Raw genomic sequence first — 18,329 nt, 5'->3', positions numbered from 1 at the left:
CGGTTACGTCGGCAAGGTTCCCTCCGCCCGGGATAGCCGCCGGCCCGCGTCCCGAAAGCATGGGCACGGACCGTCCTTGCCGCACGCGAGCGCCGATGCGCGAAGGTCGTCCGTGGCCGGTCTGAATATGGCAGCATTGTGTATGTTTTCGCCCATGCCCGGTCGATCTTGCGGATTTCCGCACACGATTGTTTTGCGCTCCCAGCGCTCGAAGATAAATGCCTCAATATTTCAGGGTGCTAAACGAGCCGCGGTCGGTTGGCATGCCATTTGCTCGATAGGTCTACAAGGCAGCGGGTGCTGTCGGTCTTCGGAAAAGTGGCCTGGGAGGCCCGGCCTGTTGCCGGACTAGGCCCGCGTGGAGGATATCATGATCGCACAACATTCCGCGGAGGTCCGCGGCAAGACACCCCTTTACCGCCATCTCTATGTCCAGGTTCTCGCGGCGATCGCTGCGGGCATCCTGCTGGGGCATTTCTATCCGGATGTCGGCACCGAGCTCAAACCGCTGGGCGACGCCTTCATCAGGCTCGTCAAGATGATCATCGCGCCGGTCATCTTCCTGACGGTCGCGACCGGTATTGCCGGCATGACCGATCTCGCCAAGGTCGGGCGCGTTGCCGGCAAGGCGATGATCTACTTCCTGACCTTCTCCACGCTCGCGCTCATCGTCGGTCTCGTGGTCGCGAATGTGGTCCAGCCTGGCTCCGGTATGCATATCGATCCGGCCTCGCTCGACATGAAGGCGGTCACCACCTACACCGAGAAGGCGCATGAACAGTCGATCACCGGCTTTCTCATGAACATCATTCCGACGACGCTGGTCAGCGCTTTCGCCGAGGGCGACATCCTGCAAGTGCTGTTCATCTCGGTCCTGTTCGGCATCGCGCTTGCCATGGTCGGCGAGAAAGGCCAGCCGGTGGTCGATTTCCTGCATGCGCTGACGCTGCCGATTTTCCGCCTGGTGGCGATCCTGATGAAGGCCGCCCCAATCGGCGCCTTCGGTGCGATGGCCTTCACCATCGGCAAGTACGGCGTGGCGTCGATCGCCAATCTCGCGATGCTGATCGGCACATTCTATCTCACCTCCTTCCTTTTCGTCTTCATCGTGCTTGGCGCCGTCGCACGCTACAACGGCTTCTCGATCGTCGCGCTCATCCGCTACATCAAGGAAGAACTGCTGCTCGTGCTCGGCACGTCCTCCTCGGAGGCGGCACTGCCGGGCCTGATGAACAAGATGGAGAAGGCGGGCTGCAAACGCTCGGTCGTCGGTCTCGTCATCCCGACCGGCTATTCCTTCAACCTCGACGGCACGAACATCTACATGACGCTTGCCGCGCTCTTCATCGCGCAGGCGACCGATATCCCGCTGTCGCTCGGTGACCAGGTCCTGCTGCTGCTTGTCGCCATGCTGAGCTCGAAGGGGGCTGCCGGCATCACCGGCGCGGGCTTCATCACGCTCGCTGCAACGCTCTCGGTCGTCCCGTCGGTACCGGTCGCCGGCATGGCGCTGATCCTCGGCATCGACCGCTTCATGTCCGAATGCCGCGCGCTCACCAATATTATCGGTAATGCAACTGCGACGATGGTCGTCGCGAGGTGGGAAGGCGAGCTCGACCAGGCGCAACTTTCTGCGGCACTTGCGGGTGAAGTGCCGGTCAAAACCATCCCAGCGGCCGTCCAGCCCGCCGAATAAGCTGCCTCCCAGGGCAACGCACGGTAAGTGCGCTTTGGCGCGGTCTGGTTTTCCAGATTGCGCCCTTTTGTTTATGCACCAGAGACGGTTCCTGACTGTCAAATACTGTTCAAACGCGTGCGTCGCCTTTACGGCAGTGCGCCTCGCGGACTCGTCCGCCCGAGCTAGGTCGGAAAGGCTAAGGGCCAAACTCCTCCGTCCGATGTAAAATCAGCATTTGCTGAAATGAGGTGGGACTCACTATGCCAAAGTGCGGCCTATGCGCCCTGATCGCCCTAGCCCTCCTATCGTGCGATGTCGCCTATTCGAGGGATAGCACCATCCAGATTCCCGGCCACAAGTTCCGGACTGCGGTGAATTGTGTACGCCAGGCGCCGATTGGCAAGTTCGATCGCAAGTGCGACATTCCGATTGTCGGCTGGCGTGGCGCCAATGGCCTTTGGTTACCGAGTGTCGCCCAAGGTGCGCCCGGGGGGTTCGGCCTCTAGTCAAAGTGTTGTCGATTGCTTCGGCAAGCGTCTGGCGGCGGCACCTCGACCAGAGATTACCCGACACCTACTTGTCGGTTTGTCGAGTCCGCGACACGATGCTGTTCGATTCCTACGCCTTTCATAGGCCTTTGATAATATACAGAGAATTATTCCTGTTCCCTCCCCTGCGTAGTTGGCACGACTTTTGAAGCTCCCTTGTCGCAAGGCGGCAGGAGCTGCCAACCGATTTCATGTCGTGGATGGCAACATCAATAAACATTCCATTTCTGAAGCATCTCGGACGGACGCAGTGCAAACACGCTACTTAGGTTTTGGACGCGCTTGCGGCGCTTGCCGGCGCTCTTCCCCGGCTCCACATTCGGACAGACTGCCACCACCACTAACCTCAACGTCGGACGACGACCACCGCGAACTGTCAGGTCGATTCCGCGACCAATCCGGACTTCAGCTCGTCTGGCGTCATAAGCGCGGCCGCCGCCGCCGTCACATGCAACAGCGGGACGACCAACGAAATCGGCGGCTTGGTCCCGACACCGGCTCAGTCGAATACTCGCCTTTCCAGAATGCGGGCCCCACTCCGGTTCGGAGTACACTTCGGTGTCGCGGCGGTCCTGGATCGACACTTCTCAACCTATGTTGTTTGCTGCCTCGCGCCGGCTCAGGACAGGCGCCAGCCGGATACCCACACCGACATCATAACGCACCCTGACCTGGTGATTGTCTCGCCTACGAGGAAAACTCATGCTCAACGAAGGCCGGACTGCGAAGTCCGAATTTGTCGGAAGTCAGCTCATCGATGTAGTTACGGCTATCGATGAAATTGCGGCGTCGTTCCCGGACAGGATAGCGATTAAACATGGCGCGGAAGAACTCACATATGGTGAGCTGCAGCTGCTGTCGGACAAAATTGCGAGCACACTGCGAGAGCGCAGCGCAGAGGGCACAATCGTGGGGTATTTCGGTGAGCGAAATCCCAATTGGGCAGCAACAGTAATTGCAATTCTGAAAAGCGGCTCAACATATCTGCCGCTCGATCCATCTTTGCCGGCCTCCCGCATTTCATTCATGATCGAGCAAAGTGGATGCACTCTGATCATCGGGCCGGAAACACTGGAGGAGCTTGGCCTCTTTCAGGAAAGCAGCAACGGCCGGCAATTCTTGACGGTGCAGACGGCGCTACGCGGCGCCCGTGCCTCCCCTGGAATGCCGGCTTCGGCTGAGGGCCATCTCGCTTACATTCTGTTTACGTCCGGTTCGACAGGGAGACCCAAGGGGGTGATGGTCAAGCGCGCAGGCCTGAACAACCACTTGAGGGCCAAGATGGATGCGCTCGAGCTAAGTGAGAAGGACTGTGTCGCACAAACTGCCTCCCATAGTTTTGACATCTCGCTGTGGCAGCTTTTGGCAGGGTTATGTGTCGGCAGTTGCGTCGCGATCATAGATGATTCGACAGTGAGATCTCCGGCGGCCCTTCTTGAGGCACTGCAGGCAAATCGCGTCACAATTGCCCAGTTCGTTCCATCGGTGCTAGCCGTCTTCGTTGAGTATCTCCGGACACTCTCAGTCAAGAAACGGTTTCTTCGTGCCTTGCGCATGGTCTCCACGGTCGGCGAGCCGCTGACGCCTGCCTTGGCGCACGGGTGGCTGACACTCTTTCCTCGCGTCCCAATTCTCAATCACTACGGACCGACCGAATGTGCGGATGGGGTTACACACCATTTGATACCTCTCCCGCCCAGTACAACTGACACCTATTTGCCCATCGGTAAGCCTATTGCCAATCTTAGGGTTTATGTCGCCGATGGTTCGCGTCTGTGCAAGACGGGAGAAGTTGGAGAGATCTGTGTTAGCGGCGTCGGTGTCGCTGATGGATACATCAACGATGGCGTGCGTACCAAAGACGTCTTTTTGTCGAACCCGTTCTCGGACGATCCATCCTATCGGCAGCTCTACAAGACCGGCGATCTCGGACGCATCAGGGCAGATGGCCTGCTGGAGTGTCTTGGTAGGCGAGATCGTCAGATCAAGATCCGGGGGCACCGGATCGAACTTGGAGAAATCGAGTCTCGCCTCTGCGCTCATCCTTTGGTAAGTGCCGCCGTTGCTATGGCACCCGTCAACGAGAGCGTGAAGCTCACGGCTCGGGAAATAACCAGCAGCGATCGAGAAACTGGGCCAAGACGAATACTGGCCTATGTGTCGGCTCCTGCCGAACTTTCAGAGGGTGAACTCCGGAGCTTTGCTGCCGAAACGCTTCCCGGCTACATGCTTCCGGAGCGAATCATTCGTGTCGACCGGATGCCGATCACCCGAAACGGGAAGGTTGATCTCGCGTTACTGCCAGATCCGACAACCGTTCGCCCGGCGCAGCTCGGTCCGCCCGAACAACCAAAGACAGAGCTTGAAAGCACACTACGAGATATCTGGTCCAGCGTTCTTCGGATCGAAGGCATTGGCGTCAATGACCAATTTATGGATCTTGGGGGCGACTCGCTCCGCGCGGTACTCATATTGGCTCAGATTCAGAGGCAGCTCGGAGCAAATGCGGATTTCAGGGTTGTTCTGAATGGGACCATCAGGTCGCTTGCATTGTCTATATCAAGCCAATCCGAAACGACAAAGAATGTACTCCCCGCGTGTGGAAAGCTCAGACGAGCGCCCCTGACGCGAGTGCAAGAACACCTTTGGTTTCTCTGGCAGCTCGATCTGACCGCGAAAAATTACATCATTCAGGGCGGCGTGCGTATCCGAGGTGCTATCGACCCAACCGCATTCAATAAAGCCTGGAACGATGTTGTTCAGGCGCATGACGCGCTTTCGGCGCGTTTTATCGACGAAGATGGGCCGGTTCAGATTTTTGATGATCCGCAGATCTCCGATATAGAGTTGGTGGACGCCACTCACCTGCCTCAAGAAGAGGCCGAGGAGCTTTTGGCGGAGTTGCGGCGGACGGAGCTCAACAATCCCTTTGATCTCAGTCAGGGCCATTTGTTTCGTGCGCGCCTGATCCGTCTTGGCGCCGACGACCATCTCATGCTGATAACCGCGCACGAAATCATCATAGATGCATGGTCAATCTCTGTCCTGCTAAGAGATTTACAAACGAGATACTCCAATGCCGCTGCAGTCTCTCCGGGAGATCGCCCTTCACTCTCGACCTACGCGCTCTGGGAAAGCGTACACGTTACACCGGAGTCGCTGAGTGATCAGCGACGCTATTGGCGTCGTCAGCTAGGCGACAATCCTCCCGTACTTTCGCTCGGGAATGATCGACCGCGGCCGAAAGTAGGCTCCTACCGCGGGAACTCGCATGCGGTTCTCCTTGGCGGCGAACTGTCTGATCAAGTGCGAGATTTTGCGCGCCGGCACAGGTGCACGACTTCCACAATCCTATTGGCATGCTTCAAGCTGCTGTTGCGGATGTATAGCGGCCAAGACGATGTGATCGTTGGTATACCGCACGTGGTGCGCAGCCAGCCAGGCACCGAGGAGATCGTGGGATTTTTCCTCAACATGCTGCCAATTCGAACCACGATCGACGTCAATAAGTCCTTCGCGGCTCACGTAACTCGCGTGCAGGACCTCATAAGCGATGCCATCGCGAACTCGGCGTATCCATTTAGCTGGATGGTCAGGGATACCCGATTTCACCGCGAGCCCGGTCGATCACCGATCTTCCAAGTCATGTTCAACATGTACTCCGAGCCCGCGGAACCTCCTGCCAAACGCGATTTGGAACTGACATTTCGCGAATACGACACAGGTTATGTGAAATTCGACCTCACGCTTTACGCGCAAGACGAAGGCGATGCAATTGCATTGCAACTGGCTTATGCGGAAGACATCTTTTCGAGCGATATCATCGCCCGCATGGCCGATAATCTTCGCCATCTCCTTGCTGCCTGTGTCGAGAGATCGGCCGAGCCGATTGTCACCCTGAGCAGCCTCAGCCCGTCGGAAGTTGCCATTCTAAACTCGCTCAAGGGTGAGGAGCGGTCATATGAGAACGAGCCTTCGCTTGTCGAGGCGTTCGATCAGGTGAGCGCTTCAAACATCGATCGGGTGGCTTACTTCGGCGAGTTCGGAGCAATCACGTTTGGCCAACTGCGCGAACGCATGGTTGCGATCCAGTCCGTTCTGCGGAGGTGCGGCGTGGGGCCGGGTGACATCGTTGCGATGCTGGTCGACAGGTCGCCTGATGTAGCGGCCACAACTTTGGCCATCCGGGATTTGCAGGCAACTGTCGTGCCTATATCGCCAGATTACCCGGAGGAACGGGTCGGCCATATCGTGAGGGACAGTGGCGCGAAGCTGCTTGTTCACGCCAGCGAGGACGAAGAGGTCGATTTGGGTGTGCCGTGCGTTAATCTGTCTAACCTGGAGGCCAGGTACGCCCCCGGCCGGCTAACGCACCGAACTGTCGAATTGGCCGATGAGGGCGCAGCCAGCCTGATATACACCTCATCGTCGACGGGAAGGGCGAAGGGCGTTCTCATACCGGAATCCGCAATACTCAATCGGCTGAACTGGATGTGGCGATGTTTTCCCTTTGATCGCTTCGACGTGATGGCTGTGCAGAAGCCCGCGGCACTTGTTGCTGCCGCATGGGAGTATTTTGGAGGACTCCTGAAGGGGGTGCCCACGCTAATCCTGACGCAAGAACAGTTGCACGACCCCGAGCTCTTGTTGAGGGCTTTGGCACAGCATCACGTCACGCGGTTGTTTGCCTCTCCGCCCATTCTGTCCGGTTTAATTGCCGCTCAAGAGCGACTGCCGAAAACGACCAACCTGCGCCTGATTACAAGCAGCGCTGAGCCGATGCCGCCATCGCTTCCTTTTCGTTGGCGAGAGTGCTTTCCAGATGTGCCGCTGTGGAATTTTTATGGCACTACGGAGTGCGCGTCCAATGCAGCGGTATACGGAACATCGGATGCCGACGATGGCTCTTCAGCTGTGCCCGTCGGGCGCCCGATCGATAATGTGAGAACGTACGTCCTTGACGCACAGTTGAAGCGGGTTCCCGTGGGAGTCGCAGGTGAACTCTGTGTGGCAGGGCGGTGCGTGAGCGCGGGATATTGGAAGGATCCAGAGCGAACACAACACTGTTTCGTTCCAAATCCGTACGATAAAGGTCAATACAGCGTCCTTTATCGCAGTGGTGATATCGCCCGCGTCTCAGCCAAAGGTCTTCTGGAGATTAGCGGTCGAGCGGACAATCAAGTCCAGCTTCGGGGGTTCCGAATAGAGCTCGAGGAAATTGAGACGGCGCTCGTATCTCATCCTGCCATCACGCAGGCCGCCGCATTCGTAAAGGGCGAGGATGATGATCGGCGACTGGTTGCCCTTGTGGTCCTAGCTGACGACAGCCTGACCTCCGGAGACATTGTGAGCCATCTGCGGCAGACACTGCCATCTTACATGATCCCATCCGATGTTCAGATGGTGCACCGTATGCCGCTCACAGCGAGCGGGAAGATCGATCGGGCTCGTCTGCCGTCCGTCGCATCCCGTGCAATGCAAAAGGCCAAGTCCGTTGAGCCAAGGACGGAGAGGGAGCGACTTCTCGCCAATATCTGGCAAGAGCTGTTGGGCGTTAAATCTATTGGAATCGATGATAGCTTCTTTGATATCGGTGGAAATTCGCTTCTGAGTGTGCGGTGCGTTACACTGGCGCGTAAAGCGGGACTGATCCTAACAGTCAACCAAGTGCACCGGACACCAACCATCCGGGAATTGGCAACGGACCAAACCTCGGCCGCGACATCTGCCTTAGCGGCTTCCGATGGACCGCTTCCAGTGACCCCTGCGGTCTCACATTGGAATCGTTGTGTCGGAATCGGCGAGCACTACAACATCGGCGATCTCTTCTTCATTCCCGCCGGCACTTTGAATGTCTCCGTTCTTGAACGTGCGCTTGCCTACGTCATCGGCCGAGAGGAAGGACTAAGGCTCCGAATCGCTACATCGGAGAGCGGCTTATCTCCGGTAATCGGATCGATACCGGAGCCTATCGTAGAAGTAATAGACCTTATCGGCATGGCCACCGCGCAACAACTCACAGTGATTGAACGCGGCTGCGCGAACCGTCAGCACGCATTTCGATTTGACGGTCGGACACCTCTTATCAGAGTCTCAGCCTTCCGGACATCAGAGAGTGGCGATTACTATTTGCTTGTTCTGCTGCACCACTTCGTAGCAGACGGGCTTGGATACAGACTGTTCCTGAACGCACTCGAGGCAGCTTGTGTTTCGTTCACTGGAGGCAGCACTACTGAAGATCCAGGGACGACGACCACCCTGTCTCAATGGCTGCAGCGATTGGATAATTACGCGAATGGCGAAGCGGTAACCGAGCTCGAGCATTGGGAGGGACTACGGTATGACCTGTTTGACATAGGTGTGAGCGACGCTGGCCGGGATGCGGCGGGGTTTTCAGCTGAGACTGCGAGGTGGCTCCACTATGTAGGCTCTGAGGAACATATCGATGAAGAATTCTGCAGGCCACTTTGGAAAGATCAGGCCACGTATCATCTAAGGATCGGCGAGGAAACAACGGGGAAACTTCTCAAGGTTGCGGCGGCATCTGCGCAATGCGAGGATTTTGATCTCTTGCTTGCGGCTATTTCGGGGGCATTTGGCCGCGCTTTCGGAAATTACTCACTCTGGATTGACAGCCTCACTTCGACCAGGGGACGGCTATTCGACGACATCGACCCGTCTCAAATCATTGGCTATATCGGTGAACTGGTGCCGATTCCGTTATACGTTACCGGAACGGAGTCTCGTCCAGACCGCGCCCGCTCTATATATCAGCAGCGCAGCTCGTTGCCGCGCCAAGGCATAGGCTTCCGCGCTTTGAAGTTCTTGAATCGGCATCCCGCCGTGCGGGAGCGGATCGATTGCCTGCCGTTGCCCCGCATCGGAGTGAACTATCGAGCGAGACTCCAACGTCATTATCCGCGCCGCCTGTTATCCAGACATCCACACCCCTTGTGGATCGGCGACGATATGGATCAGTCAGTTATGAACTATCTCTTCTGGTTTCGCGTCGGGTACCAATCGGGCGAACTACAAATCGAAGTGAGATACGATCCACGACAAGTTGGCTACGAAACGACCCGCAACCTCTGCACAATCTTGCACGAGGAAATCCTACAGACTGTCGATGCTTTTCGGGAATTTGGTCAACCGGGCAATAACTGATGAGGCCGTCGGAGCGACCGGTGAAGGGTGACGGCGAGCGCATGGCTTCACCGGCAGAGCATATCAGTTTGTCGAATGGCAACGTTCCCCGCCTCATCATACGGCTTGCCATTCCCTCGATTATTGGTTTGTCGATCAATGCACTTCAGCAGTTCGTGAATGCAATCTTCGTGGGGACGCTCAGTGCGCAGGCTATCGCCGCGGTCAGCATAACTTTGCCCATCGTACTCCTGCTCACCTCAGTCGGACAGGGAATCGGTGTCGGCACAGCTTCGTTCGTGTCGCGCAATCTTGGCGCTGGCAACTCGTTAGAGGCAAGCCGAGGCGCGAGCTCGGCACTCGCTCTAGCGGCTCCGATCGGGGTCGCACTTACTGTCGTTCTGCTTCTCAGTCTGCGCGACGTTCTCGCTTTGCTCGGCGCCAGTCGGACGATAATGCCAGCCGCGCTCGACTACGCATCCACGCTCCTATTTGGTTACACTCTCATACTGTCGAACATGGTCAACGGGTCCATCGTAAGGGCTGAGGGTAACACTCGATTCAGTATGTGGACCATGATTACGGCTTTTGCGCTGAATGCGCTGCTCGATCCGATCCTAATTTTTTCGCTGGACCTTGGAGTTCGAGGCGCGGCGCTCGCAACACTGTTGTCTCAGATCGCCGCCACTAGCCTCTACGTCCTATATTTCGTGAAGCAACGTGGGATTGTCCGGGTCCGACCTTCGTACATCGCTTTGAAGGGCGACCGCGTAAAGCAGATCAGCGCCATTGGAGCTCCCGCAACCGTCACCGGTATGTTGTCCGCTGTTGCTTTCGTGCTCTTGTACAGGGCTGCTGCACCATTCGGGGACGATTCCATTGCCGCTGTGGGTATAGCCGCACGGTTGTTAACAATCGGGACACTGCCGATCATGGGCCTGTGTATAGGCTCCCAAGCGGTTCTCGGTTTCAGTTGGGGAGCACGGGATTTCGCTCGGGCGCGGAAGGCCGCGAAGTTCATGCTATCCGTGGCCGTTGCATTTTCAGCTACCTTTTCTGCTGTGGTCGTGATTTTTGCCCGGCCAATCGTCCGACTTTTGAGCGATAGCGAGGACGTCGCTGAAATCGCTGTCTCGACCTGCATCATGTTCCATCTCTTTTTCGGGCTCTTTGGTGTTCAGTACGTTGTAATAACCATGCTTCAGTCGTTCGGGAGAGCACGTCTGAGTGCGGTCGTTTCCTTCGCGAGGCAAGGATATCTCTTCGTACCAGCCATACTAGCGTTGCCGGATATCTGGGGCTTCAACGGAGTATTGATCAGCCAGGCAGCTGCTGAGCTGGTGGCAGGGCTGCTGGCTGTATTTGTAATAATCAGGCAGTTCGGCGATCTCAAAGATAGGCTCCCTTCCCGGCCATCAAGCGGCGAAGGCTGAGAGCTGATGCGAACGTGGCGATCATTTCGGACCTGCCTGGGATGTAGCTGACCAGCCGGATCCAATGGAGAAGTCATGCCTACCTTAGCTGCTAATGCTGAAGCCGGTTCAACGGCATCGGCAGGGATGCGTCGTCGGCCCCAAGCGCGATTTTGCATGAGGTTCCCAACAGTACTTTGTGCCAGAGCGCGAGGAAGTCTCAGGTGATAGAAACGCTGCTACCATCGTATGTTGCCGTGCAAACTTGTCGAGCAAGTGAAGGCAGCGGGTTCCAAGTGATGCCTGAAGAAGAGAGTGCAATCGCTACCGCAGTCAAAAGCAGAAGGCGTGAATTCTCGATCGGGCGGGCCTGCGCCAGAGCGGCATTGTCCAAGCTTGGCTTTCCTCCGTGCGCGATCCCGAGTGGGCCTCACCGAGAACCGCTTTGGCCGGCTGGCATCGTTGGCAGCATAACACACTGCGCTGGTTTCTATGCCGCGGCTGTGGCCTTGCAGGAAGACTACGTTGCGCTTGGAATCGATGCGGAAGTCGACGAGGAGCTGCCCTCAGGCGTGTTGTCGCTCATTTCGGGTGACGAGGAGCGATATTGGATCGCCAACGCATCCGGACGCCTCAATTGGGGACGGCTGCTCTTTAGCGCCAAGGAGAGCATCTTCAAGGCGTGGTTCCCGCTTACACGCGAGTGGTTGGGCTTCGAGGATGCCGTGGTCACCATCGTTCCGGACGATGGCTCATTCGTTGCTCAGCTTCCGCACACACTCGTGCCGGCGAACGTTTGTCCGGGGGAACTCCGCGGCCGCTTCATTATTGCAAATGGACTAATACTGACTGCAGTTTTCATTGCGGCCCCGCGATACAAGGGTGATCATTTTGCGCTTGAACCGGGCGGCAGGGGCGTTGAGCCCGGATATTAACCTACGGCTTTCAGCGACCTCGCATATGCCGTCATTAGGTGTAAAACAACGACGGCAGCCAGCCGGGCCGCCTGCGAGCGTTCCGCATTATCGCCTGACGAAAGGAGATTCACCCACGTTTCGTTTCACTTTGGGCGACCTTCACGTCCTCACTCCGAGCGACGTAGAATTGCTGCAAGGCTTGTTCGACGAAGAGCTCAAAACACGAAAAATGCGGATTCCCCCGCCGCTGAGGAGCTCGCGGCCAAGCTTATCGAAATCTACCAAAGCGGCACCAGGAATCCTGGCCATTCTACGCGAAGTGCTCAAATCAAGCTCCTAAGGATGGCGACGGGTTCTGGCGGCGGTGGGGTTTACCAGATCGCGATCAACCAGCCTCTTCTTCGCACTGAGCCGGGCTACGTCCTAAGAGCGGAAGAAAGCAGGGCGGCGTTTCTCGCGGGACCGGTCCTTCATGCAGCACGGTCCGCATCCGCGGCGTCACCTTCAGACCTTCAACAGCATTGATCTTCTCGACGAACGGAACACGCTTGTGAGACATCCGGTCTTGGCATTATGGGAGGTCTGGCAGAGTTGTTGCTGCTCATGAAGTGGAAGCCATCACGTTCTTATCAGTTGGGCAAAAGGAATTCCTGCGGGCAAAGGCGAGGCGTCCCAATTCACTGACCCCCACGGGTAACTGGAACCGTTCTGAAATCAGACGTCATGCCCAGACGTCATACGCGGCGATACTAAGCTGTCACGGTCAGTCAGTAGCAGCGCGTCGCCCTCACCCATCCATCTGAACGCGCTGTCGCGCACTTGCCTGGGCTGTCGCACGCCCGTCGAGATCTTCAGGGCGCATTTGGGCGAATGCGGGTAATGCCTTGCCGTCCACTCGTCATTGTGGCGCTCGGACTGGATTCTCCACTTCTGCCTTCGAGAGGTGGAGAGCGGCGGAACGAGGCAACACGGCTACTGCTCAGCCGTCTAAAAGTCCGGGTGGCGATCCATCGTCGAGTGTGTCATATCGAACCCGCAAGTTGAAAAATAATGTCGACCGCAGGTCGCTTACGCAGGAATGATCGATGAGAGTATTGATTGCGGGGGCAGGAATAGCTGGACTTTCGGCGGCACGAGCATTGGAAATGAAAGGCGTCGAGTGCGAGGTCGTCGAACGGCGAGAACGGCCGCCGACCGAGGGCGCGGGAATCTTCCTTCTGGGAAACGCCGCAAGAGCGCTCGGCGACCTGGGGCTGCTCGACGAAGTCAGGTCCGTCGCCTATCCAATAGCTTCTCAACGAATCCTTTCGCCTTCGGGTTCAGTTCTGAACGACGTCAGAACCGCAAACGTCTGGAAAGATTGCGGGCCCTGTCTCGCCCTATCGCGCCAATCTCTGGCAGGCATCCTCGAGAATTCGCTGAATCCTGGCACCGTGAACTATGGCTTGGAAGCGGTTTCGACGGTGTCCGGGGGTGATAAGCGCATAGTGCGCTTCTCCGACGCTCGAGAAAGAGAATACGACCTCGTGATCGGCGCGGCAGGCGTCAATTCGCCGCTACGAAGCGCCGTGTTCGGTCCGAATGCCGCTCGCCAGATCGACATCTCCTGCTGGCGTCTGGTCGTCCGCAACAACGGCGAGATCGATGGCTGGACGGCGATGATCGGGAAAGGCCGCACCCTGCTCGGCATTCCGATCAGTGAAAGGGAAACGTACATATACGCCGACTGTCGCTCGAGCGAATTCGACGACGGCTCCGTCGATGTTTTGAAGCGGCTGTTCGGCGACTTCGCTGGGCCGCTAGGCCCGATTGTGACGGCTCTAGATCCGGACACCGCGGTCCATCGAGCCGTTTTGCAGGAAGTTCCCGCAAGACGGTGGGTAGCGGATCGTTGTGTCCTGATCGGTGACGCAGCGCACGCCTCATCGCCGAGCATGGCCCAGGGCGCCGGCATGGCAATCGAGGACGCGGTCGTTCTTGCAGAGCTTGTCACCAAGGGCGGGTCGATCGAAGGCATCCTCCAACGGTTCCACGAGGCCCGCATTGGCCGGGTCGCATGGGTACAGAAGAAGTCACGCGCACGCGACAAGCTCAGAACGGGTTCGAGTACGATACGAAACGCTGTCCTGCGGCTGTTCGGCGACTCGCTGTACCGGCGCACTTACGAACCCCTCACACACCCGCTCTTGTCCTGACACAGCAAGGCCCGCCTAAGGTCAGTCGCTGGAGAAAACCAGGCTCACGACATCTAAAGGACGAGGTCGTGGCAGCGAAGTCGCGATATAACGTTACCGACGCGCCCTGCGCCACCCGGCCGCGCGTGTCGCCTTCTCGGAACGCTGTTCATGATCGACAGTGAGTGGCGTCCGCGATCTTGATACCGTGTAGCGGCTCTTGCGAGCGAGGTTCGTCCGGCATGGATTCTCCTGACCGTGACGAAGGGCCAATTACCCAGGATGACTCCTCATCCCTGCGTGCTATGCGGGAGCCGTTTATGTTTCACCGGCTGTCGCTTTCAGCGGGAATCTTCTTCAACACACTCGTGAGCAATCCCTTCAACTCGGGCTCTTGAACACGAGCGGCGGCGTCAGTCGGCGAAAGCCACGCGAGTTGTCTTTCTCCCTGCTCTGGAAACTTGCTGTGGACCCCGTCCACCTTGAGCAAGTGCGCCGCGACAACCGGAGCAACTTTCCTGCCATTCGCGAGTGTCTTGAGATAGGTGTAATAGCCCCAAGGGCGTTTCTTCGCTTTTCCTGTTATGCCGGCCTCTTCCCACGCCTCCCGCTCGGCAACACGGTGAGGTTTCAGATCCTTGATAGGCCACCCTTTTGGTATCGTCCATCGGCGAGAGCTTCGCGTTGTAATCAGAAGAATCTGAACGCTTCCGTTCTCACCGAACCGGTGGCAGATCGCACCGATCTGCTCGACCGCGCCATTTTGCATCATGGTGGCGGCCAATGGCGCAAGGCGCGCAAGGCAGCGTTCATTGTTTCTCATTGCGCACCTACCAAGACAGGCGGTTTGACCAAAAAAGAGCCGCGCGGTCATCGACGCAGACGGCAGACCGAGTAACCTTTGATCGACCGCAGGGTGAGTCCAGGACCATCCGATGGCAGAACCGATGCTGCAGGACGTGCGCGAGGACGGCTTGGCCTGACATTACGTCAAAACGAACCGCAAGTTCAGGTCCCCCTCAGCAAAATGTGATCGAACGGTTCTTCAACAAATTCAAGCAGTTCCGCAGCATCGCGACGAGATATGACAAGGAACCCGCCACTTTCTCGCGGCCATAAGCCTGGCCGCGAGACGCATCTGGATCAGGTCGTTACGACCCCATGCCCCGCCGACAGATATCGGACTAGAAACGATAGGTAACGCCCGCGCCGATCAGCCATGGATCGAGCTTGGCCTTGCCGCTGACACCGGCGCCACCGACATTGGCCTCGAAATCTGGTCTCAGGAAGATTTTCTTCGCATCGAAGTTCACGCCCCAGTGGTCGTCGACCATATAGTCGAAGCCAGCCTGTAGGGCGACGCCGAAGGTGTTCTTGACATCAAGGCTACGGGCACTTTTGCCTGACTGGTTGTAGAACAGCGTATAATTGACGCCGGCGCCGACATAGGGCCGAAAAGTGCCGAAATCGGTGAAATGGTATTGAAGGGTCAGGGTTGGCGGCAGCAGCCAAGTCTTGCCGATCTCTCCGAGCGTTGAAATTGAGCCACTGCCGTAAACATTGGCGTAGGTTGTGCCGAGGATGAGCTCGGCGGCGATATTCTCGTTGAAGAAATACGAGATGTCGAATTCTGGTATGACCGTATTCGAAAAGGAAAGGTCCGAACCCTGCAATCCGTCGACGCGGCCGGAGTCGTTGGTGATCACGTTAAGCCCCCGCAAGCGTATCTGCCAAGGGTCGTGTCTGCCGCTGCAGCAGCGGCGGGAGCCGTAAATTGTGCCGTCGTCAGATCCGCCGCTTCGGCGGTGCAGGCAGCAACCAATGCTGCGGCGGTGATGATGGCGCGGACGATATTGCTGGATATCATTTTCCCTCCTTCGACCGAGATTCGTGGTTCTCGCCTTTCCTGAGTCCCTCACACCGGTACAGCTAGCGAGGGGTTTACATCGGCTAACGCGGTGACCACCGCGTTAGCCGAGAGGCAAGCAACCATCGTGCCGAATGGGAGCATTGTTGCAGATCAATTGGATGGCATGCATAGCGCCTTGTGCTATCTCCGACAGTTGTCGAAGTTCTAACAACGCGTCTAACCGGCAGTGCGTGCGCTTTGTCGTCTCCCGCACCCGTATGAAGGTGGAGCCATCGCCATCAGCGCCACTGTAGCCGCCCCGCAGCCCAATGTGTACGGGCCGCCGGTATACGCTCAGCGTCCGACAACATGGGCGAAATCATTCTGCATCACAAAAATTATTTATCGTATCACTTTTATTCTTGCCAGCGGCATTAAATGTGATACAACAAATGCATGAAGATCACCCACGACTAAACCAAGCGCAAAACCAACATCGCCAAGCACGGCTATGATTTCGCCGATCTGGACATGGAATTTTTCGCTTCGTCTGTGGTGGTCCCGGCCAAGGAAGGTCGCTTCACGGCGATCGGCGTTCTGCGCAATGGTGTGATTGCCGTAGTCTTCGCCCGCCTTGGTTCGGAAGGCGTTTCGATTATCTCCATGCGTGACGCCAACCGGAAGGAAAGGAGCTTACTATGACCAATCTATCCCGCCGCATCCGCCGGATCTCCGACAAGGAGGAGGCAGATATTCAGCGCAAGATAGCCAGCGACCCAGACGCCCCAGAGGCCACCGACGAGCAGCTTAGGCAGGCAAAGCCTTTTGCTGAGGCTTTCCCGGACCTGGCCGAGAGCATCAAGCGTGCCAGAGGCCGACCGGCAGTTGAGAACCCAAGGCAGCAGATATCCATTCGCCTCGATCCGGATATCATTGACTATTACAAAAAGAACTGCGGCAAAGGCTGGCAAAGCCGGATGAACGACGACCTTAGGAAGGCTGCCGGGTTGAAGAAGGCCGGTTAACTACTTCGCCCTCACCTTGAGCCGCACTGTCTGGTCGTACGTCCTGCCGCCCGCCGTCACGACACGGTTGACGAGGCTGTAATTCGTCCCGTCCGTACCGGAGGAGAGCCAGACAGTGGGAGGCGGCCCTTTTGCCCTTGAAGAATCCGAGTGCCGTCGAGCCGTTCGCAGGACTTCATGCCACTTGTTCGCTGGAGAACATGTTAGCCGTCGTAGGGAGCGGTGGGGTATGCATACATAGGGTCACTTATAAACCCGGACAACCAGGGGAGCTGGTCGGCCAGTATCCTGCTCGAGGTGAAGGACGACGGCTCGTCGGACAGTTGGCTACGACTACTGTGACGCAGACATTACCGAATCTCTCGCCTCGGCCCACACATGTCTTCATTCATCCGTAGGGTGGATCGGCGCCATCCAAGAAATCGATTTTTGCGGTTCGTACGGGATGTTGCATTAGGTACATGCCCAGGGACACGTCGACCTACACGCCGAGCCCCTCAGAACCGGTGTCAGGACACCTCCCAGACGTGTCCCTGGGTACTGCTTTCAGGTAAAATCGCCGAGGAGGCGAGCGCGATCAGGCGCAGCTTTCCAGCGCGCTCGCAGGCAATGCGCTCGTGCGGTCGCTGTTTCGGCAAAGATATCCGCGCGGCGGTGTCTGCCTCGTGCTGACAATTCGATCGCTCTTCAGCAAAGGACAACGACATGCGCCAAACGTACGTGCAGTCGCCGGACGGCTTGACGCGGGCTGCCGCTCGGCGGCAGCGCGAAGCGGTTCCATCAACGGCGGTGGCGTGCGCTGAGCGCAAGTCTAATGCCCCACAAGAGCGTTAGAGGCGTGGAAGCTCAGGCTCGACACGGAGGCGGTGGACGAAACACGTGGTCAGCTGATCAAGGCGCGTCATCGCCGGATCCGCAGTCAATTCCTATTTTTTGGTGGCCACTCCGTCACTCGCTGCCGCACACGACGTTCTGTTTTCCTCCGACAATGGCACTTTCATCGCTTTCGGCGGAATCGGCCTTACTAACATCAAGGCCCAGGAATTTGTCTACAACGGCTCACAGTCGTGCACAAACTCGGGTTGGGGAGCGCAAAGGGCCACAAGTGCAGTCAGCTGAACTGGGAGAGCAAGGGGATCACCCTTTTCACCGCCGGTGCAGACGCGCAGATCGACGACGACCGGGAGCGTGAAGGGCAGCGTCAACTTCGGCACCGGCGGCACCTGGTCATATGGTCGACACCGACTGGCTGAGTCCTGGGCACGATGACTGGAGCGATCGCTCAACCCACCCCAACACCGATCATTATGTCGCCGGAGCAATCGAATTGGATCGGATCATCTACAGCAATGAGACCAGCAGTATCACGATCGGCGCCGGTTTGCGCTACACTGACATTCAGTGGACAGCCTATGGCGGATCGGGCACCCATTCGAGCGAGGATGGCTTCCGCGATCAGCCCGTTGTATGGGCAGACCGGGAATTAGAAACAGCTATCGGCAAAAGGTTCCGGTTAGCTTCATCGGCCTGAGCGGCCATCAGGCCATCGGCGATCTCAGGATCCGCGGCGGCATTCAGGGCGG

General features: G+C 57.5%; 10 protein-coding genes and 2 pseudogenes. 9 read left to right on the top strand and 3 right to left on the bottom strand.

What is annotated here, in order from left to right:
• Positions 1 to 370: 370 nt before the first annotated feature.
• The 5 genes from FKV68_RS22940 (at position 371) to FKV68_RS22920 (ending at position 13,893) form a co-directional block, all read left to right on the top strand.
• A complete protein-coding gene (locus FKV68_RS22940; RefSeq protein ID WP_180942257.1) occupies positions 371 to 1,696 on the top strand; it encodes a dicarboxylate/amino acid:cation symporter in 1,326 nt (441 codons plus the stop codon).
• Between the two features lie 1,232 nt (positions 1,697 to 2,928).
• Entirely contained in the window at positions 2,929 to 9,390 is a 6,462-nt protein-coding gene (locus FKV68_RS22935; RefSeq protein WP_180942256.1) for a non-ribosomal peptide synthetase, read from the top strand.
• A 20-nt stretch (positions 9,391 to 9,410) separates the two neighbouring features.
• On the top strand, positions 9,411 to 10,802 hold the full coding sequence (locus FKV68_RS22930) for an MATE family efflux transporter (protein WP_246452687.1): 1,392 nt from the start codon (positions 9,411 to 9,413) through the stop codon (positions 10,800 to 10,802).
• A gap of 203 nt (positions 10,803 to 11,005) precedes the next feature.
• A complete protein-coding gene (locus FKV68_RS22925; protein WP_180942254.1) occupies positions 11,006 to 11,716 on the top strand; it encodes a 4'-phosphopantetheinyl transferase family protein in 711 nt (236 codons plus the stop codon).
• 1,067 nt (positions 11,717 to 12,783) lie between these two features.
• Positions 12,784 to 13,893, top strand: a complete 1,110-nt coding sequence (locus tag FKV68_RS22920) for an FAD-dependent monooxygenase (RefSeq protein WP_180942253.1) — start codon at positions 12,784 to 12,786, stop codon at positions 13,891 to 13,893.
• A gap of 304 nt (positions 13,894 to 14,197) precedes the next feature.
• On the opposite strand, the gene FKV68_RS22915 is transcribed toward FKV68_RS22920, so the two are convergent.
• The gene (locus FKV68_RS22915; protein WP_425347608.1) at positions 14,198 to 14,746 is read right to left on the bottom strand and encodes an NUDIX hydrolase; all 549 of its coding nucleotides are present in this window, start codon (positions 14,744 to 14,746) and stop codon (positions 14,198 to 14,200) included.
• Positions 14,747 to 14,892: 146 nt separating this feature from the next.
• On the opposite strand from FKV68_RS22915, the pseudogene FKV68_RS22910 reads away from it, so the two are divergent.
• A pseudogene (locus tag FKV68_RS22910) lies at positions 14,893 to 15,014 on the top strand (IS5/IS1182 family transposase); the annotation flags it as partial.
• Positions 15,015 to 15,056: 42 nt separating this feature from the next.
• Here the strand turns inward: FKV68_RS22910 and FKV68_RS22905 are convergent.
• Positions 15,057 to 15,739: pseudogene (locus FKV68_RS22905) on the bottom strand (OmpW/AlkL family protein).
• Between the two features lie 477 nt (positions 15,740 to 16,216).
• On the opposite strand from FKV68_RS22905, the gene FKV68_RS22900 reads away from it, so the two are divergent.
• Positions 16,217 to 16,423, top strand: a complete 207-nt coding sequence (locus tag FKV68_RS22900) for a BrnT family toxin (protein ID WP_180942302.1) — start codon at positions 16,217 to 16,219, stop codon at positions 16,421 to 16,423.
• Positions 16,420 to 16,746, top strand: a complete 327-nt coding sequence (locus tag FKV68_RS22895) for a BrnA antitoxin family protein (RefSeq protein ID WP_180942250.1) — start codon at positions 16,420 to 16,422, stop codon at positions 16,744 to 16,746. Before FKV68_RS22900 ends, FKV68_RS22895 begins: the two co-directional genes overlap by 4 nt.
• Here the strand turns inward: FKV68_RS22895 and FKV68_RS33835 are convergent, their stop codons facing one another.
• A complete protein-coding gene (locus tag FKV68_RS33835; protein ID WP_425347612.1) occupies positions 16,747 to 16,917 on the bottom strand; it encodes a phage fiber-tail adaptor protein in 171 nt (56 codons plus the stop codon). It abuts the gene before it with no gap.
• 1,060 nt (positions 16,918 to 17,977) lie between these two features.
• Here FKV68_RS33835 and FKV68_RS22890 point away from each other — a divergent pair.
• Positions 17,978 to 18,277 carry an omptin family outer membrane protease gene (locus FKV68_RS22890; RefSeq protein ID WP_180942249.1) on the top strand — a complete coding sequence of 100 codons (300 nt, stop codon included), beginning with the start codon at positions 17,978 to 17,980 and terminating at the stop codon, positions 18,275 to 18,277.
• Positions 18,278 to 18,329: the final 52 nt, after the last annotated feature.

The sequence above is a fragment of the Sinorhizobium mexicanum genome (assembly GCF_013488225.1).
In the GTDB taxonomy this organism is placed as follows: Bacteria; Pseudomonadota; Alphaproteobacteria; order Rhizobiales; family Rhizobiaceae; genus Sinorhizobium; species Sinorhizobium mexicanum.
The sequence above is the reverse complement of the archived record's forward strand: the minus strand, read 5'-3'. Positions and strand labels throughout refer to the sequence as shown.

What these genes read in the sequence shown, in the direction of transcription:
- FKV68_RS22920 (WP_180942253.1), top strand. Translation starts at nt 12,784, where the DNA reads ATGAGAGTATTGATTGCGGGGGCAGGAATAGCTGGACTTTCGGCGGCA.
- FKV68_RS22915 (WP_425347608.1), bottom strand. Translation starts at nt 14,746, where the DNA reads ATGACCGCGCGGCTCTTTTTTGGTCAAACCGCCTGTCTTGGTAGGTGC.
- FKV68_RS22890 (WP_180942249.1), top strand. Translation starts at nt 17,978, where the DNA reads ATGGTCGACACCGACTGGCTGAGTCCTGGGCACGATGACTGGAGCGAT.
- FKV68_RS22935 (WP_180942256.1), top strand. Translation starts at nt 2,929, where the DNA reads ATGCTCAACGAAGGCCGGACTGCGAAGTCCGAATTTGTCGGAAGTCAG.
- FKV68_RS22895 (WP_180942250.1), top strand. Translation starts at nt 16,420, where the DNA reads ATGACCAATCTATCCCGCCGCATCCGCCGGATCTCCGACAAGGAGGAG.
- FKV68_RS22940 (WP_180942257.1), top strand. Translation starts at nt 371, where the DNA reads ATGATCGCACAACATTCCGCGGAGGTCCGCGGCAAGACACCCCTTTAC.